Here is a 21,359-nt window from a genome sequence, read left to right on the forward strand (position 1 = left end):
CCTGTCCGCCGTTCACGAGGGGGAAGATATGAGCAGGGCTGCCCCCAAGTAACTGCGGCCAGCGCATAGCTGCCCCGCCGTTTTGTCATGCGGTGGCCGGTTCTTGTTTCTTGTCGGAAATATTCGATGAGGCGATCTGATCGGCTTTCTTGCAAGGGCTTGAAAAATCGCCACATTTTCGATTTGTGGATCGAGTATTTACTTCATATAGCAAGTACTTAAGGTTCGTATTTGCACGTGTGCGCCAGCGCGCGCGTTGGTTGGTCGCACCCGCGGAGCCGGTCGGTTGCGGTGGCGATGCTGTGGCGACGTGCGTCCATGCCCCTTGGGCAACCGGAAATGGTTGCGAGCGACGCAAATCCGGTATGGCCTTGGCGGTGCAGAGGAGTAATTTGTTGGAATGTTCCAGACCTATGATCCCCCTTCCGAATCAGGTGCGCGCGGCGACCGGTTGGTCGCCCTGCGGGCCGAACTCACCCGGCGCGGTCTCGATGGTTTCATCGTGCCGCGCACCGACACCCACCAGAACGAATATGTCGCCCCGTGCGAGGAGCGTCTTGCCTGGCTGACCGGCTTTGGCGGGTCCGCTGGCGCGGCCGTCGTCCTTCAGGACAAGGCTGCCATTTTCGTGGACGGTCGCTACACGCTTCAGGTGCGCAATCAGGTCGATACGACGGCCTTCGAGCCGCTGCATCTGATCGAGACGCCGCCATCCTCGTGGATCGCGCGGACGGCGAAACCCGGCATGTGCATCGGCTATGACGCGATGTTGCACACGATCAACGGCGTGAAGACGCTGAAAGCGGCCTGCGAAAAGGCGGGGGTCAAGCTTGTCGCCGTCGACGGCAATCCGATCGATGCGATCTGGTCCGACCGACCCGAACCGCCGCTTGCACCGGTGGTGCTGCATCCGATGGCCTTTGCGGGCGAGGCGGCAAGCGACAAGATCGCTCGGCTTCAGGCGGAGCTTCGCGAGGCCAAAACGGATGCCGCTGTGATCGCGCAGCTCGATTCCATCGCCTGGCTCTTCAATATACGCGGCGGCGATATTGCCCGCATTCCGGTTACGCTCGCTTTCGCCATTCTGCGCGCCGATGCCGCTCCCCAGCTATTCATCGATGGCCGCAAGCTCTCGGGCAATGTGGCCGAAACGCTTGGCCATCTGGCCGAGATCGCCGAGCCGGAGGGGTTCCTGCCCGCGCTCGATGCGTTTTCCGGCAAGTGCGTGCTGGTCGATCCCGACTGGGGCGCGCAGGCCATTGCTGACCGGCTTGTGGCGGCGGGCGCGAAGCTGCGCTTCGGCTCCGATCCGGTGCTGTTGCCCAAGGCGCTCAAGAACACGGCGGAGATTGACGGTGCGCGCGCCGCGCATCGCCGCGACGGGGCTGCCTATGCGCGGTTCCTGAAGTGGTTCACGGAAGAAGCGCCCAAGGGCGGGCTCGATGAGATCTCGACCGCCAAAGCACTTGAGACTTTCCGTGCGGAGACCGGCAAGCTGAAGGACATCTCCTTCGACACGATTTCCGGTTCCGGGCCGAACGGGGCCATCGTCCATTATCGCGTGACGACGGATACCTGCCGCCCGATCGAGATGAACAGTCTCTATCTGTGCGATTCCGGCGCCCAGTATGAGGACGGCACCACCGACGTCACCCGCACCTTCGCGGTGGGCGAGCCGAGCGCGGACATGAAGCGGGAATTCACGCTCGTTCTGAAGGGCCATATCGGTCTTTCCAGCGCGCGTTTCCCGCAAGGCACGTCAGGCGCGCAGCTCGACACCTTGGCGCGCATTCCCTTGTGGAAGGGCGGCCTCGATTTCGATCACGGCACGGGCCATGGTGTCGGCTCCTATCTCTCGGTTCACGAGGGACCGCAGCGCATCGCCAAGACGAACAAGGTCCCGCTTCAGCCGGGCATGATCGTCTCCAACGAGCCGGGCACCTATCGCACGGGCAAGTGGGGCATCCGCATCGAAAACCTCGAACTGGTCTCGCCGGCGAGCGCGATTGAGGGCGGCGAGCGGCCCATGTTGAGCCTTGAGACGCTGACGCTCATTCCGATTGACCGCAAGCTGATCGAAACGGACCTCCTGACCGGGGAGGAACGGGCGTGGGTCGATGCCTATCATGCGCGCGTTTTGCAAGAGATCGGGCCGCTGGTCGATGAAGAAACCCGTGCCTGGCTTGAGGGAGCCACGGCCCCGCTTGAGGGCTGACGGGCGGGGTTGAAAAACGGCGCGCGCGGGTGCGATGTCTCCGCGCGCGCCACATCTGTCTCATGGGCTGTCCGGGAGGGGGCATGAAGGTTCTCGACGTGCTGCGCGCGCCGCTTTGGGCCGCAGAGCTTGCCACGGGCGCGAAGTCGTTTCGCGGCAATCCCATCATCGGCAGCCCTGTGCTCAACGAACGCGGCCTTCACGCCAGGCGGGCGCTGCTTGCCGAGCGCATGGCCGATTGGCGACGCAGGCGGCTTTCGCATCTGGTCGATCAGGAAGATGCCGAGGCTTATGCGCGCGACGGTTTCGTCATGCGCCGCAACGTTCTGCCGGAGGCCGCGTTTCAAGCGCTTCGCCGGGCGGTGGAGGACAATGCCTTCCCGGCGCAGGAAATGTGGCAGGGCAACGCGGTGACGCGCTTCACGCCTATCACCCGCGCTATCTGTGCCGGGCATCCCGAGATCGGCGATTTCGTCAGTGGCCAGCTCTTTCAGGGATTGCTGCGCTATGTGGCATCGGCCAATGCCGACCCGATCGTGTTCTTTCACACGGTCTTTGCCGAGCCGGACCGCGGCCCGCGCGATCCGCAGACAGTCTTTCACTCCGACACGTTCCATGCCACCGCAAAGGCGTGGTTCTTCCTGGAGGATGTGAGCGCGGATGGCGGGCCTTTCACCTATGTCCCGGGCTCGCACCGCATGACGCCGGAGCGCCTGCGCTGGGAGTACGAACAGTCGCTAACAGCGCATGAACACAAGAATGTGCATCACGCTCTGGGCTCGTTTCGCGTGTCGGATGAAGAGCTGAAGGAACTGGGCTTTCCCGCACCCGTCAGCATGGCTGTTCCGGCGAATACGCTGGTCGTGGCCGATACGCACGGCTTTCATGCGCGCGGTGTATCTAGCAAGGCGACCGTGCGGCTCGGGATCTACGGCTCGCTTCGGCGCAATCCGTTCCTCCCCTTTGCCGGGCTCGACCCCTTCTCCTTGCCGGGCCTGAGCGGTCGGCAGGCGGAAATCCATGATGCGATCAATTCGTGGAAGCACAAAAAGGGCAAGACGGGGCAACCACCGGTGGGCGCGGTCAAGCCGCTCGATCCGCCGGTCAGGTGGCGGGGGGAGAAGGCATGAGGACAGGGGGGGGCTATGAGCCTGCTTCCTCGGTCTGATCCGCTCGCGACTGGTAGAGACGTCTTCGTATCCACGACAGCTCTACGCCCCTCACCCCGGCCCTCTCCCAACGGGAGAGGGGGCGGATGCGGCTGGGTTTTGGGAAAGCTGCGCGGGACGGCAAAGATAGGTGCGGCATACTCCAAGCACCTCTCCCATGGGGAGAGGTCGGACCGAAAGGTCCGGGTGAGGGGATGGGATGTCGCGAGGGTACGGAGAGCCTGCTGCGCTTCATGAGAGGGCTGATCACGCCCGGAGACGTGGTCGGCTCCGGGCGTGCGGCCCATCCTTCGAGACGGCGTCTGCGGCGCCTCCTCAGGATGACGATGTGTTTGTGGAAGCCCCCACTGATCCGAGGTCACCGTCTGCGACCAACCCAGCCCTCAACGCCATCCCGAGGAGCCCGCGAAAAGCGGGCGTCTCGAAGGATGGCCGCACATTCGGAACGCGCGCGCCGTAAACCCTTCCCGCCACTACTCCATCGACAGGATCATGTTGCGCACGACGGGATAGATCTCGCGTTCCCAGCGTTTGCCGTTGAAGACGCCGTAATGGCCGACATTGGCCTGCATGTGATGGCGCTTCAGGTGGGGGCGCAGCGAGTTGCACAGCTCATGCGCCGCAGACGTCTGGCCCAGCGCGCAGATGTCATCGCGTCCGCCTTCCACGGTGAGGAGTGCGGTGCGCGTAATCGCGCCGGGATTGACCGGCTTGCCCTTGTAGGTGAACGCGCCCCTGGCAAGCTCCGCCTTGTGGAACACACGGTCGATGGTCTCGATGTAGAATTCTTCCGTGAGATCGAGGATGGCGAAATATTCGTCGTAGAAGTCCTTGATCTTTCGCGCTTCCTCATCCCGGCCATGGGCGAGGTGTTCGTAGAGGTGCTCATGCGCCCTGGAATGGCGGTCCATGTTCATGGCCATGAAGGCGGTGAGCTGGAGGAACCCCGGATAGACCCGTCGCCCGCCGCCGGCATAGCGTGACGGCACCGTGGCAATGACGGAGCGCTGGAACCAGGCGAGGGACTTCGCCACCGCGAATTCGTTCACCTCCGTCGGGCTTTCGCGCGGATCGATGGGCCCGGCCATCAGTGTCATGGACAGCGGTGTGTCGGGGTGCTTTTCCTCCGACATGACGGCGACGGCGGCAAGTGTTTGAACGCAGGGCTGGCAGACGGCCAGAACATGCGCGCCGGGGCCGATCTCTTCCAGAAAGCGGATAAGATAGCCGATATAGTCCTCCACACCGAAGGCTCCCGCTTCCACAGGAACGTCGCGGGCATTGGTCCAGTCGGTGATGTAGACGTCATGATCGCGCAGCAGGGTCTGGACCGTACCGCGCAGCAGTGTCGCGAAATGGCCCGAGAGAGGCGCCACGACAAGCACACGCGGCTGCGGCGTATCAACGTCCTTGGTAAAATGCAGGAGTTGCCCAAAAGGAAGGTCGAGCGCGATTTCCGCCTTCACGGGCACCAGCCGGTTGCCGCTCATGACCTCGGTAATGTCGAATTCCGGGCGGGCGTGGCTGAGCTCGAACCGCTCCACCATCTCAAGGCCTGCCTTGAATCTGCGGCGGCTCTCTTCCGGCCATGTCCATAAAAACGTGTCGGTTGTGGCCTTCAACTGCCGTGCGAAAAAGCGCACGGGCTCCATCAGATCATCCTGTAATTGGTAAGCCCGATACATCATGGTTCGTCCCGTCTCCCCCCCAGACAACACATCTCCACAAAATGCTACAATGTTATATATTGTGCAATGCGAGAGAATTACGCATTGCGGAAGCTGCGTAAAGATGGGCCAATATCATGACGACATTGACGATTTCATCCAAGAACTATTCTTCCTGGTCTTTGCGTGGCTGGCTTCTGTGCCGAATGGCGGGGGTCAAGTTCGAAGAGGTCAATATCGACCTCGATGAGGAGGCGCGCCAGGAATTGCTGCTTCTGTCGCCGTCCGTGCTGGTGCCGCGCCTCACTCATGGGGATGTGACCGTGTGGGACACGCTGGCGATCGCTGCCTATCTGGCGGAGGAATACCCCGATGCGAAGCTGATGCCGGAAGAAAAGGTCGCCCGCAATCACTGCCGTTCCATCTGCGGGGAAATGCACTCCGGCTTTTACAATCTGCGTTCCGCGCTGCCGATGAACCTCAAGGCGCGTCACAAGAGCTTCAAGATTTTCTCCGGCGCGCGCCCGGAAGTGGAGCGGATCAAGACCATCTGGCAGGAATGTCTCGACGCCTATGGTGGGCCGTACCTCTTTGGCAAGGCTCCGACCATGGCGGATGCCATGTATGCGCCGGTGTGCACACGGTTCGTGACCTACGCGGTGGAGCTGGAACCGCAACTGGCCGCCTATTGCCAGACGATCCTCGACTGGTCGCTCATGAAGGAATGGACCGCGGAAGCGATAAAGGAGCCGGACGAAATCATCGAGCTGGAAGTGGAGTTCTGAGGCTCGCGCCTCAACCGATGATGGCGCGCAGGCCGACCACGCAGGCAACGCCGATCACGACCACCGCGAAAAGCGGCAAGCGGGTGGCGGCAATCGCCGTGATGGCGGCGGCAAGGGTCTCCGCCCAGCCTGTGGCCACCACCATCGGTGCAATGACCGCCATCAGCACCGCCGACGGCACCGCTTCCAGGGCGGCCTTGAAGCGTCCCGTTGATGGCATGTGACGCACCAGCATGAGGCCGGCGAGCCGCGTGGCGTAGGTCGCCAGTCCCATGGCGACAATCGCCGCCAGCGTGGGAAGGTCGAGGGAAAGGGCGTTCATGACGGGCGCCCTTCTGTCCGGGTGGTGTCTGAGATGCTGCCCGCGTGCGGTGCTTCCATCTGCGGACCGGGCATGTCCACGCTCCATTCGCCGGTTGTCGTTTCCGGTGTTTCCTTAAGGGGCCGCCATGTGAGTGCGGCGGCCAGCATGCCTGCGACCGCGCCTGCGAGGATGTACCAGGCTCCGTCCACGTGGGCGTGGACGACGGCTGCGGTTCCCGCGCTTGCGATCAGCACCGCGCCGGTGGATGGGCCTTTCCAGAAGCCGACGATCAGCACGATGAAGATCGCGGAAAAGGCGAAGTCGAAGCCGATATCGGATGGATCTCCCAGAACCGGGCCGATGATGCCGCCCAGCAGCGACCAGAAATTCCAGCCGATCAGAAACACCACGCCCATGCCGAAATAAAAGGCGGGTGTGAGGGGACGGGTTGCGGCGCGTGCTTCCGCCATGGCCCAAAGTTCATCGACCAGAAAATACATGGCGAAGGGGCGGATGGCGGGCGGGAAAAGCCCGAGCTTGGGCGAGATGGAGGCCCCCATCAGCACGTGACGCAGGTTGATCAGAAGGGCTGAGAAGCCCAGCGCCAGCCAGGGGGCGGGCGTTGACCAGATTTCCACAGCGACGAACTGGGCGCTGCCTGCGAAGACCAGCGTGCTCATGAGCCCGATTTCCAGAAGCGACAGGCCTTTTTGGGAAGCGACTGCACCCAGCAGCAGGCCGAAGGGGGCGGTTGCGAGGATCACCGGCACGGCGCGCAAGATGCCTGCGGTGAATTCCGCGCGCGGGGCGTCGGGGAGGTGAAGGCGGTCTGACATGGTGGGCTCGGTGAAAATTCAGGCCGCGGTGCGGAAGGCGCCTGGGGTAATGCCCATGCGGCCCTTGAAGACGCGGTTGAGGTGACTTTGATCGTAGAAACCGCAGGCGGCGGCCACTTGCGGCGGGGGGACGTCGTTCAGCAGCAACCGGCGCGCGGCGTGGACCCGGCGGTCGAGCAGGAAGGCGTGCGGGGCCTGGCCGTAAGTCTTGCGGAAGGTGCGCAGGAAATGATGACGGCTGAGCCCGGCGATTGCGGCCAGCGTGGCAAGGTCCATGGCCTCATCCAGATGCGCGTCGATGTAGTCGCGGGCCCGGGCAAGGCCCGGATGCGGCGACACGGCGTAGACGGCCGGTTCCAGATCCGCAAAGCGGGTGAGCGCTTCGGTGAAGAAACGGTGGAACAGCTCATCGCTCTCAAGGTCGCCGTATCCTGCCTCCAGTCGGCCGTGGGCGCGGGCGAAGGTCATGGCGAGGGCGGGATCGCGGACAATGGGCGCGCGAAAGCGGGGCTGGGTGCGTGGACAGCGACCCAGCATGTCCTCGGCGATCCCGGCAATGAAATCGGCTTCGGGATAGGACATGCGATAGGTGTAGCCGCCTTCCACGGGCGCGCCGTCGTGCAGTTCGCCGGGATTGACGAAGCAGATGTCCCCCTGCCGCGCCGCCCCCCGGTAACCGGCTATGTTGACGCCCTCGCATCCGGCGACGATGGCACCCGCCACGTAGGTCTCATGGGTGTGCGGGGTATAGACGTGCGTGCGGAAGGTCGCCGACAGGCATTCCAGTGCGTCATGGCGCGGCTCACGCCAGAAGCGCGCGCATTCGCCTGTGCCCATGCTCGTCAGTTCGACCGTTTCGGGTTGGTTCGTCATCGTCATGGAAAAACTGTAGCGGCTCGACGCAGCGGTGTCTTGGATGCAATTGCTGTTGCGGCCCCGTCAGCGTTACGTGTGCTCTTCGCGGCTTGCCTCGATCAGCGCCTTGTTGAACCGGTCGAGCGCAGTCACGTGGCGGACGAAGCCGATGATTTCCAGGCTTTCGCGGTCCCGCATGACCGGCAAGCGATATGTGCCGGAGGTGTCGAAGAGGCGCAGAGTGGTCTCAAGGTCGTCATCGGGAACGAGGCGTACGATCTTCGCATCTTCGCTTTCGCACAATTCGCGCGGGTCGCCTTCGCTCAACTCGTCCATGAAGTCGCTGACGTGAACGGTCCGGATCAGCCAGCGATGAGCGCCCTCGCGCAGCTCCAGCCCGCGCGTCTCAAGCTGCCAGTGGAAATAGGAGCGGCCATGGATGGCGAGCGTCAGGCCGGTTGAAATCGATACGGTGATGAGCAGGGCGATGGAAAGCGCGTAACCGCCTGTCAGTTCGAACACCATGACGGTGGTGGAGAAGGGCGCGCCCAGAACGGCGGCCGCCACGCCGCCCATGCCGAGGATGGAATAAAGGCCCTCCGATGAGGCCAGTTCGGGAAAGAGGCTCGCCGCGATCAATCCGAAGGAACCACCCGCCATCGCTCCAAGATAGAGTGTGGGCGAAAAGATCCCGCCGCCGAAGCGCGAGGCCAGCGTGATGGCGGTTGCGGCGGTCTTGGCGACCAGCAGGATCAACATGAGCATCAGCGGCAGATTGTTTTTCAACGCCGCGTCCGTTGTCTCGTACCCGACGCCCAGCACTTCCGGGTAGGCGAGCGCGATCAGCCCCACAGCGGCTCCGCCTACGGCCGGGCGCAGCCACAGCGGCATGGGGATGTGACGGGCGACCCAGTCTGTTCCGGTCAGGGCGAACTGGAAGATAACCGCGACTGCCGCGCAGGTGACGCCCAGAAGCGCGAAGGCGGGAAACTCCAGATAGGAGGTGATCTGGTGGCCGGGGATGACAAAGGCAGCCACATCGCCGAACACAAGGCGGGTGATCAGGGTTCCGGCAACCGCGGCGATGCAGACCGGTGCGATCGCTGAAAGAGCGTAGTGGCCGAGGATCACTTCATGGGCGAAGAGAACGCCCGCAATCGGTGCGTTGAATGAGGCGGAAACGGCTGAGGCCACGCCGCAGGCCAGCATCACGCGGCGGGTCGTGATGGCGAGCGAAAAGAGATTGCACAGGGCTGTGGCGAGGGTTGCGCCCAGATGCACGACCGGGCCTTCGCGCCCGGCGCTTGCCCCTGATCCCAGTGAGACGGCGGTGAGCAGGGCGGAGGAAAGGCCGTGCCAGAACGGCAGGCCGCGCCCGCCGCGTGCGCGCGCCTCCATGACTTCGGCCACCGAAGATGTTCGCTGGCGGGGGATGAATCTCAGGCACAACCCGACAAAGAGGCCGCCAAGAATCGGCGCCCCGAGAATCAAGGAGAAGTGAAGTTTTTCGGTGGCCGTCACCACGTTTTCGGACATGGTTCCAAGCCATGGCAACTGGACCAGACCGATCGCGAGGCGAAACAGAACTGCCGCCAAGGCCACAACAACGCCGACGCCAAAGGCCAGCAACCAGACCAAAGGTTGTCGCCTTCCGACGAAATCGGCTGTGTTTGTCACGATTTCGTGGCGAACAAAAATGTATCCGCTCTTGATTGGGGAGAATACGCGGATCAGGAAATCCGAAACTGTCGCCATGGGGTCAGGCTCGTGCCAATACTTGATGGTGCAGATTCACAATACTCGGACAAGCATAGGCCGATATGTGGATCGGGGCGAGGGGGGCGCCGCCGTCAAGTGAAAATGTGACGGCATACCCTTGATTTTCTGTGTCGGCAGGTTCAGGACTGCAGCATTCACGCCCCGTCAAGTGTCGTATCGAGTGAGAACATCAGGTTCCCCGACGATCCTGTCATTGGCGTGAGCGCCCGCGTCGACCCCATCCTGGCCGATCTTGAACAGTCCTGTCCATGGAATTTGCGTAGTCATGTCCGCCACTGAAGCAACAAGCGCCACACCAATTGATACAGATCCCGTTGAGGACGTTGAACAGAAAGTCTATTCGATCCCTGCATTATGCGTTTTTGCTTTTCTGATCGGTATCGTTGCTGCCGCAGGCGCTGTCGTGTTCCGTTATTTGATCTCGACGGTGCACAATCTATTTTATTACGGAACATTCAATCCGTTTTATGATGCGAACCAGTTCGAAGCGCCGAGTTCATTCGGGCCGCTGATCATACTGGCCCCGGTCATCGGTGGGCTGATCGTTGTCTTTCTCGTGCGCACCTTCGCGCCGGAAGCCAAGGGGCACGGCGTTCCGGAAGTGATGTTTGCGATCTACCACAAGAATGGCGATGTGCGCGGGGTTGTGGCGATCGTGAAGTCGCTGGCTTCCGCCATTTCCATCGGCTCGGGTGCTTCGGTGGGGCGTGAAGGTCCGATCATCCAGATCGGCGCTTCCTTCGGCTCCACGCTGGCGCGCATGCTGAACCTGGTGCGCTGGCAGAAGATCACGCTTCTTTCCGCCGGAGCGGGTGCGGGCATCGCCGCAACCTTCAACACACCGCTGGGCGGGGTGCTTTTCGCGGTGGAGATGCTGCTGCCGGAAGTCTCCTCGCGCACCTTCCTGCCCGTCGTCGTTGCCACCGCGACCGCCACCTATATCGGTCGCATCGCTCTGGGCCTCGATCCGGCCTTCATCGTGCCGGTGGCGGCATTGGAGGTGCATCAGGCGGTGGATGCGGTCCAGCTTGTCGCCTATGCGGCGCTTGGCGTTTTTGCGGGCGTGGCCTCCTGGGCCTTCGTGAAGTTCCTTGCCTGGTGTGAGGATATCTTCCCCAAGCTTCCGGGCAACGAATACACGCAGAACATCATCGGCATGCTGATGATCGGCTGCCTGAGCTACGCCTTCTTTCTCACCACCGGACACTATCACACGGCGGGTGTGGGCTATGCGACCATTCAGGACATTCTGAACGGCACGCCCTACACGTTCCTGCTGCTGGCGGTGCTGCTTCTGGCCAAGATCGCGGCCACCTCCATCAGCCTTGGCGCAGGCGCGTCGGGCGGCGTGTTCTCGCCCTCGCTCTTCATTGGCGCGACACTTGGCGGGGCTGTCGGCGTGATCGGCGCGATGCTGTTTCCCGAGCACGGGTTCTCGCCGGCGGAATTCGCCCTTGTCGGCATGGGGGCGCTGGTGGGCGGTGCGACGGGCGCGTCAATGACCGCCATCGTGATGATCTTCGAGATGACCCGCGACTACAACGTGATCGTGCCTTTGGTGCTGGCCGTGGCGATTGCCGTCGGCGTGCGTCGCAGGCTGGTGACGGCCAATATCTACACGATCAAGCTGCGCAATCGCGGCAAGCCGATCCCGACCATGCGCCATACCAACATGTATCTGGTGCGCCAGGCCGAGGAGCTGATGGCTCGCAACTTCATGATCCTGCCTTCCGAAACGCCGCTTTGCGAGGCGGTCTCGAAGCTTGGGGAAACGGGTGCGAAGCACGTGATCGTGACAGAGGGGACGCGCATTGCCGGTTTCGTGCGTTTCGGCACCATTCCCTATGCGCCCGATCCCGATTGCGCACAGACGCTGCTGGACATCCTGTCGAGCGACTATGTGATCGCGCCGCAGAACAACATCCTCAATTCCATCATCGCCCGCATGAACCAGCGTGGCCGCTCCTATGCGATCATCGTGGATGGAAGCTCCGTGGTGCCGCGGCCGGATGATGTGGTGGGTGTGATCGACACCTCGGAAATCGCCTCCGCGGTGGTGGCGAATCACTACGCCTGACGTGCGGGCGTGAGCGAAAAGGCGTGGGCCCGCTACAGGACCCATCGCCCCTCGCCAGGCCCCGCCGGGAGATTTTCGGCCGGCTTGTCATGCCGGTCGCCGATCTGAGCCGCACCGTGCGGATGATCCGCTTTTTCGGATGCTCTCTTTCTCGCGAACTCAAGCCATTGTAGTCTGGCGCGCATGACAAGAATCAGGCCTTCCCGCCCCGATGAGGGAGAACGCGCCGTCGAGATCTGGCGCGGAGCGGTTGACGCCACGCACGACTTTCTTACGCCCGATGATCGTCTCGACATTGACGAAATGGTGTGCGGCTTTCTTCCGCAGGCGCCTCTCTGGCTGGCGGTTGACGAAAACGACTATCCGTTGGCCTTCATGCTGATCGACGAGGGGCATATGGAGGCGCTGTTCGTCGATGCCGCCCATCTCGGAAGCGGGATCGGCGGCGCGCTTGTCCGGCACGGCCTCGCGCTCCATCCGGAAATGACAACCGACGTCAACGCGCAGAACGATCAGGCCGTTCGCTTCTATGAACGGATGGGGTTCAAGGAGACCGGCCGCTCGCCGACCGACGAACAGGGCAGGCCCTATCCGCTGATCCACCTGAAATATCCGGGCTGACAGGCGTGCTTTGGAGCATCGGTTCCGGCGACCTGATGGACCGGACGCCTATGAAGTCACGGGTTGACGCGGCGCAGGAATAGCGATGCGGCGGCCCGCGCGTTCCGGCACGCCCAGCGCCTCGTGCAAGGCGGCATAATAGGCGAGTTTTTTCGCGATCTTCTCTGGAAAGGGCGCGACCTTGCGCGAGCCCATGTCCACGTGAAGGCTCATCTGTTCGGAGGTGGCCGACACCCATCCGTCGGAATGGATCAGTTCCTGAAACCCGTGGATGCGCTTGGCGTCGAAGCCGAGAATGCGCGTGTTCACTGTGACGAGGTCGCCCGCGGAAAGCTCGCGCAGGTAGCACAGATGCACTTCGGCGGTGAAATAGGACGCGTTGTCGGTCTCGATATAGTCGGGGCCGAGGCCGAGGGCTGTGTAGGCTTCGTCAATGGCCCTGTCGAACAGAACATTGTAATAGGCCATGTTGAGGTGGCCGTTATAGTCGATCCAGTCGTCTTCGACGCGCATCTGGCTTGACTGGAAGGGCGCATCGTTGTTGGTCATGAAAGGCTTTCCGGCAGTTCGTGATTGCGGTTCGGTTTTCGCACGGCTCCGGTAGGCGGCGCCGTGCCGTCGATCCACGATGCGGGCGCGGCTGGCCCCACGGGTTTGAGCCCGCCTAGCGACGGGCGTGAAAGTTTGGCGGGATGTGGATTGCCGCATGCGCGCAAGGCGCGGTGACATCACATTCGCCAATAGTGAAGATTGATTCCCCTAGGGAATGCTATCACGTTTGCCCAGCAGCGACTGCCGTCGCCGCGAGGCGGATGGTTGAAGAAAACACCGCGAATGGTGACACGGGTTTGCGCATCGGCGAGCCTCGGGACGAAACAGGAGAAGGATGATGGGCTTGGCGACGGTGGGGCGTGAAGAAGCGACCAGCAGCGGTGACATAGAGGCCGCGGTTTCGAAACTGCGTGACCTTTTCGGCGAGCGGTGTGCCGTCTCGCGTGCCGTGCGCGAGCAGCATGGTCACACGACGAGCCTGCTCGGCAATCAGATGCCGGATGCGGTGGTGTTTGCGCAGTCCGCCGAAGAAGTTTCCCAGGTCGTCAAGATCTGTGCCGCCCATCGCACGCCGATCGTGCCTTTCGGAACCGGCACCTCGCTGGAGGGCCACGTCAACGCGCCCGCCGGTGGTGTGTGCATCGACCTGAGCGGCATGAATGAGGTTCTGAAGGTTCACGCCGAGGATCTCGACTGCGTCGTCCAGCCGGGCATCACCCGTAGCAAGCTCAACGAGTATCTGCGCGATACAGGGCTGTTCTTTCCCATTGATCCGGGCGCGGATGCCAGCATTGGCGGCATGGTCGCGACGCGGGCCTCGGGCACCAACGCGGTGCGTTATGGCACGATGAAGGACAATGTGCTGGCGCTTGAGGTCGTGATGCCTGACGGCACCATCGTGCGCACCGGTTCGCGCGCCAAGAAATCGTCGGCCGGTTACGACCTGACCCGCCTGCTGGTCGGGTCGGAAGGCACGCTCGGCATCATTACCGAAATCACGCTGCGTCTTCAGGGTATTCCGGAAGCGATTTCCGGCGGCATCTGCCCGTTCCCGAGTGTGGAGGCAGCCTGCAACGCGGTCATCATGACCATCCAGTCCGGCATTCCGGTTGCGCGGATCGAGTTGCTCGACACGTTGCAGGTGAAGGCGTGCAATCTGCACTCCAAGCTGACGCTTGCCGAGGTGCCGACCCTGTTCCTCGAATTTCACGGCACGAAGGCCGGCGTTGCAGAGCAGTCCGAACTCTTCGGTGAAATCGCCGCCGAATTCGAGGGGGGCCCGTTTGAGTGGACGGACAAGGCGGAAGAGCGCACGAAACTCTGGCATGCGCGCCACGAGGCCTACTGGGCCTGCCTTGAGCTTCGCCCGGGCTGCAAATCGGTGACAACCGATGTCTGCGTTCCCATCTCGCGCCTTGCCGAATGCGTGGAAGCAACGCGCGAGGATATCGAGGCAACCGGCCTGATCGCGCCGATCGTCGGCCATGTGGGCGATGGCAATTTCCATGTTTCCATTCTGGTCGATCCTGAAAGCGAGGCCGAAGTCGAGGCGGCGCATGCGTTCATCGGACGTCTAAACTTGCGTGCTATCGAGATGGAAGGCACCTGCACGGGCGAGCATGGCGTCGGTCAGGGCAAGATGAAGTATCTGGAGCGTGAGCACGGCGATGCGCTCGACGTGATGCGCGCGGTCAAGAAGGGCATTGATCCGTTGAACATCATGAATCCGGGTAAGATCATAACCATGTGACCTGAAACGATTCGCCCCCGGCAGCGCAGATGGCGTGCGCCGGGGGCGCAATCACGTCCGGCCGGATGTCGGCGGCGCATCCGCGCAGCGCGTCGTCGATGGCAGGCCGGGCCTGCATCGCCACGGAGACGAACGCTGAATTCGATCTATATCACCGTTGGCATAACCCTGATCCTGGCGCTGGTTGCGGCGCTGGTGGCGCCCATCTTTATCGACTGGAGCGCCTATCGAACCACGTTCGAGGAATATGCGGGCCAGGCGCTGGGCCAACGGGTGAGCGTGCTGGGTTCGGCCGATGCAAGGCTTCTGCCCACCCCCACGCTGACCTTCTCCGATGTGCGGGTCGGGGAGGCGGAAGATCCGCTGATGGTGATCTCGCACTTCAAGGTGCGGGTGGAACTGCCGCCGCTTCTGACCGGCAAGATCCAGGTCGTGGACATGCAGCTTGAGCGGCCCCAGCTCAACCTGTCTCTCGACGAGTTGGGCCGCATCGACTGGCTGACCGCGCGCGTTCCCGGCTCCGACACAGCGCTCGATCCGGATGACGTCCAGCTTCAGGATGTCGAGATCAGCGATGGGTCCATGCGTCTGATCGATGCGCGCACCGGCAAGACCTATCGCGCCGACAACATCAATCTCCAGATTTCTGCCCGCTCTCTGGAAGGGCCCTTCAAGGCCGATGGCAGTGCGCAGGTCGCGGGTGTGCACCAAAGTGTGCGCATCGCCACAGGGCGTCGCAGTGCGCAGGGCATTCGCGTCAAGGCCGATATTCAGCCCACCAACATTGCCGCCACCCTGCAGGCCGATGGCATCGTCAGCCATGAGGATGGCAAGCCCGTCTATGCAGGGACCTTTTTCGCCGAAAGCGTGATGCCTGCGGAGGAGGGGGGCGAGAGCGCGTCTCTGGAGCCCGCGGCCAGGCTGTGGCGCAGCGAGGGCGCGTTCACGCTCGATCCGGGACGGCTGGAGATCGACAAGGCGAACCTGCGCTACGGCCCGGAAGATCGCGCCATTCGTCTTGAAGGGGATGGCGGGATGGATTTCGGGGCCGTTCCGGCCTTCACCGCGCGCCTTGCCGCCAAGCAGATCGATCTGGATCGGCTGTCTGGCGAAGGTCCGCGTGCGCCGGTCAGCATCGCAGGCGGCGCGGGGGCGATCATGGCCGCGATCAAGACGCTGCCTATGCCGCCGGTGCCCGGCTCCTTTCGCCTCGATCTGCCCGCGCTCGTGGCAGCGGGCGGTCTGGCGCAGGATATCCGGCTGGAGGCAAGCACGCTGCCGCGTGGCTGGCGGATCGAAACGCTGGAAGCGCGGCTTCCCGGCCAGACACGGTTCGCAGGCAGTGGTGAGTTGCGGGTTTCCGATGAGCCGGCCTTTTCGGGTCGGGTGGAGATCGCCTGTGCGCAGCCTTCCGGTTTCGCGGCATGGTGGCGTGGCACGGGCGGCGGCGCGCCGCTGTCGCTCGCACCGTTTTCCGTTGCCGCGCATGTGGAGGCGGCACCGGATGGCATCGCCTTTAACGGGCTGGAAGGCGAGCTTGGTGACGCCACCTTGCGCGGTGACGTGACATGGCGTGCGGCGCGAGACCAGACCCGCGCACGGGTGGCGGCCAATCTGGAGGCGGATCGGCTCGATCTGGATCAACTCGCGGTGCTTGGCTCCGTGATACGCGGCGAAAGCGGCGATGAGGCCTCCGGCCCGGATGACGGGTCCGCCCGACTCGATGCGGACTATTCGCTCAGTCTCGATGCCGATACGCTGGTCTATGCGGGCGTTGAGGCGGATAGGGTGCGGGTCGAGGCAAGCCTTGCGGGCGACGACCTTGAGGTGCAGCGGTTCTCCGCGCAGGATCTGGCCGGTGCGACCATCGATGCCAGTGGCCGTATCGCCAAGCTCTCCAGCGCGCCCGACGGGGCTTTCACGGCCAGCGTGAGGGCAGGCGAGGTCGATGGGCTGATCGCGGTCCTGAACCAAGCCTTCCCCGACAATGCCCTTGTGAACCGGCTGAGCGCCGGTGAAGGCCAGCTTGCGCCGATTGATGTTTCAGCCTCCGTCACCGCGCGCGCGGAAGCCGACGATCGCTCGCAGGTTGAGATGTCGCTCGCCGGAACGCTCGCCAACAGCAAGCTTGATGCTGCGTTGAAAGCCTCCGGTTCGGTCGATCGCTGGCGTGAGGCGGATGTGGCGGCGAATGTGTCGCTGAAGTCAGACGATGCGGTTCAGGTGCTGGGCCAGCTCGGCGTCGATGTGGTGCCGATACCCGGCATGGGGACGGGGGCGATCACGCTGAAGGTCATTGGGGCTGCGGGCGAGGGATTGTCCGTGACCATGGTTGCCGACGGGCTCGATGCCTCCGCTTCCTTTGACGGAACGGTGACGCTGTCTGACGCCGCTGGCGGCGGAGGGCCGGTCTATCAGGGCGCGCTGGCCTTCAAGAGCGATGACGTGGCCCCGATCGGCATGCTCGCCGGGCGCCTCTTGCCGATGATCAGCGGAGAAATCCCCGTCGATGTGAGCGCAAAGCTTGATGGCGCCGGGTCTTCGGCGGCCTTGCGCGACCTGAGCGCGCGGCTTGGTGATGTGACCCTGCGCGGCGATCTGGAAGCGGTTCTCGGCGGTCCGGCACGGCGTGTGAGCGGAACGCTGGCGGCCTCTCAGGTGTCGCTCGCGCGGCTTTCGGAAGTGTTGCTGGGTGCGGATGCCTGGACGTCAGTGCAGGGCGGGACCGGCGGGTCGCGTTGGCCGAATGCAGCTTTCGGGCCCCCCCTTATGGGCGATGGCACTGTTTCACTGAAAGTGGCGGCCGGTACGGTGGATGTGGGTTTGTCGCGTACGGTCCGGCAGGCGGAGTTCGCCCTGCAGATCCGCCGCGATGAACTGGCGATCGACGACTTCTCGGGCAGCTTTGAAGGTGGGCGCGCCGTCGGCTCGTTGCTGTTGAAGCGCTTGGGGGCTCAGGCGGCCGTTTCCGGAACGCTGGGTCTTTCCGGCGTGAGCCTGCGCAATCTGGTGTGGAGCCGCAATGACAGGTCCGTGGCCAGTGGTCTGTTGGATGCCAAGGCGGATTTCGACGGCACTGGTCGTTCCATCTCCGGCATTGTCGCGGGGCTTGCCGGTGGCGCAAGTTTCACGGTGCATGACGGGGAGATCCGCTCTGTCAATCCGGCGGCCTTTGCCTCCGTCATTCGGGCCGTCGATGCGGGGCTGGACCTCAAGCCGGAAGAGATTGCACGGGTCTTTGCCAGTCATCTGGACGCCGGTTCGCTGCCTTTCCAGCGTATCGATGGGGCATTGGTCATCGCCGCCGGAACTGCGCGGGCGCGCAATGTGACCATCGACAGTGACAGCGCCACAGCTTTCGGGTCGGCGCAGATCGGGCTTGAGAACTGGCAGTTGAGTAGCGACTGGTCGCTGAAGGTTGATCCGGGCGAGAACGCGGTGACCGGGGCGGAACCACAGGTCGGTGTCCTCTTCCGCGGGCCGCTTGACGATCCTTCCCGTGAAATCGACATCCAGCCCTTCACGGCCTTCCTGACGCTTCGCGCGTTTGAAAAGGAAGTGCGCCGGGTGGAGGAGCTTCAGGCCGATATCAATGAGCGGGATCGGCTGATGCGTGAGTTGCGCCAGCAGCGTCGCAACAAGGTCAAGCGGGAGCGGGCTGCCAGGGAGAAGGCGGAAGCCGAGGCTCGCCGCAAGGAGGAAGAGGCCGCGCGCGAGAAGGACCAGACCGAGGACGCGCAGCGCCGGGCCGCGGAAGAAAAGCGCAAGAACGAAGAGGCTGCCGCGGCAGCGGCGGCTGATGCAGCCAAGAAGGCGGAGGAAGAGGGCCAGCCCCTGTCGCTGGAGGATTTTATCAAGCGCATCCGGCCGGCGATTGACGGGGACAGGTCTGATGCGTCCGGGGGCACGAGCACAGGCGGGGCGGTCGTCCCGGGGGAGGGAAAGCCGATGTCGCTCGATCGCGGTCTCGCCGCCCCCATCACCATTGACCCGCGCCCGATCCGGCAGGCAGATCCGCTCGGTGATGTGACCACCGGGAACACCGGTTCTTTCGCGAGCGACCGGGCGCCGGCGCGCGAGACCCGTCCGGTGCTGCAAACGCCCAAGCCGCCGCGCTTCATCACGGTTCCCGGCAGCGTCCGCGTCGTTCCCAATCCCGACTATCCGGGCAATTGAGACTGTCCGGACAAATCCGCTTCGGGTTTTAACCTACTTCCTGTGAAAAGCTGTGTAAAACCCATAACTTGGGCTGGCTGCGTTCAAATCTCCACAATCCCCGTCAATAAGGCGCCTTGTCGAAAATTCGTAGTGACGAGGAACTTATGAAAAAGACGTTCGGCCTCATGGCCTTTGCCGCGGCTTCCCTCATGGTTGCCGGTTCGGCTTCTGCCGCCGACTGGCTGCAGGGCACCTATGTGAACACCGACAAGGAAAGCCTCATGGATGAGGCGATCTTCTGCGACGGCGGCAAGGCCTATGCCGGCATGGCGCAGCGGACCTATTCCACGGAAATGCGCGACGGCAAGCAGGTCGTCGTGCTGAATTCGAACGGCAAGTTCACCTTCATCGTTGCCGAGGACGGAGAGAAGCTCCTGCCGGCCGACGTCTTCACGAAGGAATGGTTCACCAAGACCGGCCTGAAGAAGGACGCCAATCGCAAGGACACCTGCAACTGGTAGGTCGCATCCGCGAGATGGACTGCAAAAAAAGAAGGGCGGCACCGCAAGGTGCCGCCCTTTTTTATCGTGAGTGATGGCAGATCTTTCAGTGGCGGGTGCCACGATAGTGCGCGAGCACCGCAAGGCGCACGGCCGAGGCAAGTGCGGCGTCGTTTGCGCGGTTGTCGTCTATCTGCGCAATGGTCGCCGCCAGCGATTGCGAGCGGGAACGCGCGATTTCTTCAAGAGCCGACCAGAATTCCGGCTCAAGCGCGAGGCTCGTGCGGTGGCCATGCAGGGTCAGTGAGCGTTTATGTAATCTCATGCGCCGTCGTCATCGCGGCCGGATTTATCCAGCCGATGTCCCTCAAGCGTGCGGGCGGCCATGTCGGCATCGGCTTTCGCCTTGTCCTTGCGAGATTTGGATTGGCCAAAGCGAATCCTGTTCTCGGCCGCCTCTGTTTCCTTTGCGACACGCCGTCGGGCCTTGCGGGCCTGTCGCAGATTGATGATGTCGGCTGTCATGTCATGTCTCCGACGCGAATCCCCCGATCCATTTTCAGATGCCATCGGCGCGGTTTCCCGACACCGCTGCCGATGTGGCCCGATACCGCTAAGCGGTCTCGTTTACATAGTTGCGGTCACAAACGCGCTTTTGTGTGGCAAGGGCCTCATTTTGGTCCGAGCATGTCCTGCGGGCGCACGATCCTGTCGAAGTCCTCGCCCGACACGAAGCCCAATGCCACCGCTTCCTCGCGCAGTGTCGTGCCGTTGGCATGGGCCGTCTTGGCGACCTTGGCTGCGTTGTCATAGCCGATGGTTGGCGCCAGAGCCGTCACCAGCATGAGGGACTGCTCCATCTGCGCGGTGATGCGCGCTTCATTGGCCTTGATGCCGTCCACGCATCTTTGGGAAAACGACACGGCCGCGTCTGCCAGAAGGCGGACCGATTGCAGCAGGGTTGCCGCCATCACCGGCTTGTAGACGTTCAGTTCGAAATGCCCCTGCGATCCGGCAAAGGCCATCGTGGCCTGATTGCCGACAACCCGTGTGCACACCATCGTGAGCGCCTCGGCCTGCGTGGGGTTGACCTTGCCGGGCATGATCGAGGATCCGGGCTCGTTTTCAGGCAGGATCAGTTCGCCAAGCCCGGAACGCGGTCCGGATCCCAGAAAGCGGATGTCATTGGCGATCTTGAAGAGCGCCACCGCCGCCGTTTCCACGCTCGCGTGGGCATGAACCATGGCGTCATGGGCGGCGAGCGCCTCGAACTTGTTGGGCGCGCTCCGGAAGGGGAGGCCGGTAAGGCGCGCGACTTCGGCTGCAAAGCCTTCCGCAAACCCCTTGGCCGCATTGAGCCCGGTACCCACCGCCGTGCCGCCCTGAGCCAGATCCAGCAAGCCGTCGGCCGATTGCTCGATGCGCGCCATCGCCGAGGCGACTTGCGCCGCATAACCGGAAAACTCCTGTCCGAGCGTCAGCGGGGTTGCATCCTGCGTATGCGTACGACCGATCTTGATGATGTCGGCAAACGCTTTTGCCTTGGCGTCAAGGCTTGCATGCAGAACCTTGAGCGCAGGCATCAGCCGCTGCGCGATCTCCCGGGCTGCCGCGATATGCATCGCGGTCGGGAAGGTGTCGTTGGAGGATTGCCCCATGTTCACATGATCGTTCGGGTGAACGGGGGACTTGGAGCCCATCTGTCCGCCGAGCATCTCGATGGCGCGGTTGGCGATCACCTCGTTGGCGTTCATGTTGGACTGCGTTCCCGAACCTGTCTGCCAGATCACGAGGGGAAATTCGTCCGTCAACTTGCCGTCGGCGACTTCACCCGCCGCCTGGATGATGGCGTCGGCGAGCGGGACGTCCATGAGGCCGAGATCGGCGTTCACGCGGGCCGCTGCCTGCTTGACGATGCCGAGCGCACGCACAAGCGGTTCCGGCATGCGTTCGTCGCCGATGGGGAAGTTCTCGATGGATCGCTGGGTCTGGGCGCCCCAGTAATGATCTGCGGGAACGGGGATCTCGCCGAAAGTGTCGGTCTCGATGCGTGTGGCCACGGGAAAGGCTCCGATAGGGGGTGACGACGCG

General features: G+C 63.1%; 17 protein-coding genes. 8 read left to right on the forward strand and 9 right to left on the reverse strand.

The genetic code is table 11. The features are described 5' to 3' along the window. Positions 1 to 400: 400 nt before the first annotated feature. Positions 401 to 2,215: an aminopeptidase P family protein gene (locus ABGM93_RS00375; RefSeq protein ID WP_321502379.1), complete on the forward strand. Its 1,815-nt coding sequence runs from the start codon at positions 401 to 403 to the stop codon at positions 2,213 to 2,215. A gap of 83 nt (positions 2,216 to 2,298) precedes the next feature. After that, on the forward strand, positions 2,299 to 3,345 hold the full coding sequence (locus ABGM93_RS00380; RefSeq protein ID WP_321502381.1) for a phytanoyl-CoA dioxygenase family protein: 1,047 nt from the start codon (positions 2,299 to 2,301) through the stop codon (positions 3,343 to 3,345). Positions 3,346 to 3,857: 512 nt separating this feature from the next. Here ABGM93_RS00380 and phaZ read toward each other — a convergent pair. After that, positions 3,858 to 5,072, reverse strand: a complete 1,215-nt coding sequence (gene phaZ / locus ABGM93_RS00385) for a polyhydroxyalkanoate depolymerase (RefSeq protein WP_321502383.1) — start codon at positions 5,070 to 5,072, stop codon at positions 3,858 to 3,860. 116 nt (positions 5,073 to 5,188) lie between these two features. On the opposite strand from phaZ, the gene ABGM93_RS00390 reads away from it, so the two are divergent. After that, positions 5,189 to 5,836 (forward strand): glutathione S-transferase, encoded by a 648-nt coding sequence (locus tag ABGM93_RS00390; protein WP_321502385.1) that lies wholly within the window; start codon positions 5,189 to 5,191, stop codon positions 5,834 to 5,836. Between the two features lie 10 nt (positions 5,837 to 5,846). On the opposite strand, the gene ABGM93_RS00395 is transcribed toward ABGM93_RS00390, so the two are convergent. The 4 genes from ABGM93_RS00395 to ABGM93_RS00410 form a co-directional block, all read right to left on the reverse strand. Continuing rightward, complete coding sequence (locus ABGM93_RS00395; protein WP_321502387.1) at positions 5,847 to 6,158, reverse strand: AzlD domain-containing protein; 312 nt, start codon at positions 6,156 to 6,158, stop codon at positions 5,847 to 5,849. Further along, complete coding sequence (locus ABGM93_RS00400; protein WP_321502389.1) at positions 6,155 to 6,976, reverse strand: AzlC family ABC transporter permease; 822 nt, start codon at positions 6,974 to 6,976, stop codon at positions 6,155 to 6,157. The genes ABGM93_RS00395 and ABGM93_RS00400 overlap by 4 nt, the downstream gene beginning before the upstream one ends. 18 nt (positions 6,977 to 6,994) lie before the next feature. After that, positions 6,995 to 7,855: an AraC family transcriptional regulator gene (locus tag ABGM93_RS00405; protein ID WP_321502391.1), complete on the reverse strand. Its 861-nt coding sequence runs from the start codon at positions 7,853 to 7,855 to the stop codon at positions 6,995 to 6,997. A gap of 66 nt (positions 7,856 to 7,921) precedes the next feature. After that, a complete protein-coding gene (locus ABGM93_RS00410; protein WP_321502393.1) occupies positions 7,922 to 9,241 on the reverse strand; it encodes a chloride channel protein in 1,320 nt (439 codons plus the stop codon). 796 nt (positions 9,242 to 10,037) lie between these two features. On the opposite strand from ABGM93_RS00410, the gene ABGM93_RS00415 reads away from it, so the two are divergent. Both ABGM93_RS00415 and ABGM93_RS00420 read left to right on the forward strand, forming a co-directional pair. Further along, complete coding sequence (locus ABGM93_RS00415; protein ID WP_321502394.1) at positions 10,038 to 11,687, forward strand: chloride channel protein; 1,650 nt, start codon at positions 10,038 to 10,040, stop codon at positions 11,685 to 11,687. Positions 11,688 to 11,870: 183 nt separating this feature from the next. After that, the gene (locus tag ABGM93_RS00420) at positions 11,871 to 12,308 is read left to right on the forward strand and encodes an acetyltransferase (protein WP_321502396.1); all 438 of its coding nucleotides are present in this window, start codon (positions 11,871 to 11,873) and stop codon (positions 12,306 to 12,308) included. A 48-nt stretch (positions 12,309 to 12,356) separates the two neighbouring features. Here the strand turns inward: ABGM93_RS00420 and ABGM93_RS00425 are convergent, their stop codons facing one another. Beyond that, positions 12,357 to 12,857, reverse strand: coding sequence for a thioesterase family protein (locus ABGM93_RS00425; protein ID WP_321502398.1), 501 nt, complete (start codon positions 12,855 to 12,857; stop codon positions 12,357 to 12,359). A gap of 340 nt (positions 12,858 to 13,197) precedes the next feature. Here ABGM93_RS00425 and ABGM93_RS00430 point away from each other — a divergent pair, with 340 nt between their 5' ends. The 3 genes from ABGM93_RS00430 (at position 13,198) to ABGM93_RS00440 (ending at position 19,289) form a co-directional block, all read left to right on the forward strand. Continuing rightward, positions 13,198 to 14,610 carry an FAD-linked oxidase C-terminal domain-containing protein gene (locus tag ABGM93_RS00430; RefSeq protein WP_321505682.1) on the forward strand — a complete coding sequence of 471 codons (1,413 nt, stop codon included), beginning with the start codon at positions 13,198 to 13,200 and terminating at the stop codon, positions 14,608 to 14,610. A 195-nt stretch (positions 14,611 to 14,805) separates the two neighbouring features. Further along, a complete protein-coding gene (locus ABGM93_RS00435) occupies positions 14,806 to 18,786 on the forward strand; it encodes an AsmA family protein (RefSeq protein ID WP_321502400.1) in 3,981 nt (1,326 codons plus the stop codon). Between the two features lie 146 nt (positions 18,787 to 18,932). Further along, complete coding sequence (locus ABGM93_RS00440; protein WP_321502402.1) at positions 18,933 to 19,289, forward strand: hypothetical protein; 357 nt, start codon at positions 18,933 to 18,935, stop codon at positions 19,287 to 19,289. Between the two features lie 85 nt (positions 19,290 to 19,374). Here the strand turns inward: ABGM93_RS00440 and ABGM93_RS00445 are convergent, their stop codons facing one another. From ABGM93_RS00445 to fumC, 3 genes are all read right to left on the reverse strand, one after another. Continuing rightward, positions 19,375 to 19,593 (reverse strand): ribbon-helix-helix domain-containing protein, encoded by a 219-nt coding sequence (locus ABGM93_RS00445; protein WP_321502404.1) that lies wholly within the window; start codon positions 19,591 to 19,593, stop codon positions 19,375 to 19,377. Next, the gene (locus tag ABGM93_RS00450; protein WP_319775600.1) at positions 19,590 to 19,793 is read right to left on the reverse strand and encodes a DUF4169 family protein; all 204 of its coding nucleotides are present in this window, start codon (positions 19,791 to 19,793) and stop codon (positions 19,590 to 19,592) included. The genes ABGM93_RS00445 and ABGM93_RS00450 overlap by 4 nt, the downstream gene beginning before the upstream one ends. A 146-nt stretch (positions 19,794 to 19,939) precedes the next feature. Then, positions 19,940 to 21,328: a class II fumarate hydratase gene (gene fumC, locus ABGM93_RS00455; protein ID WP_321502407.1), complete on the reverse strand. Its 1,389-nt coding sequence runs from the start codon at positions 21,326 to 21,328 to the stop codon at positions 19,940 to 19,942. Positions 21,329 to 21,359: the final 31 nt, after the last annotated feature.

The organism is Breoghania sp., assembly GCF_963674635.1.
Classification (GTDB): Bacteria; Pseudomonadota; Alphaproteobacteria; order Rhizobiales; family Stappiaceae; genus Breoghania.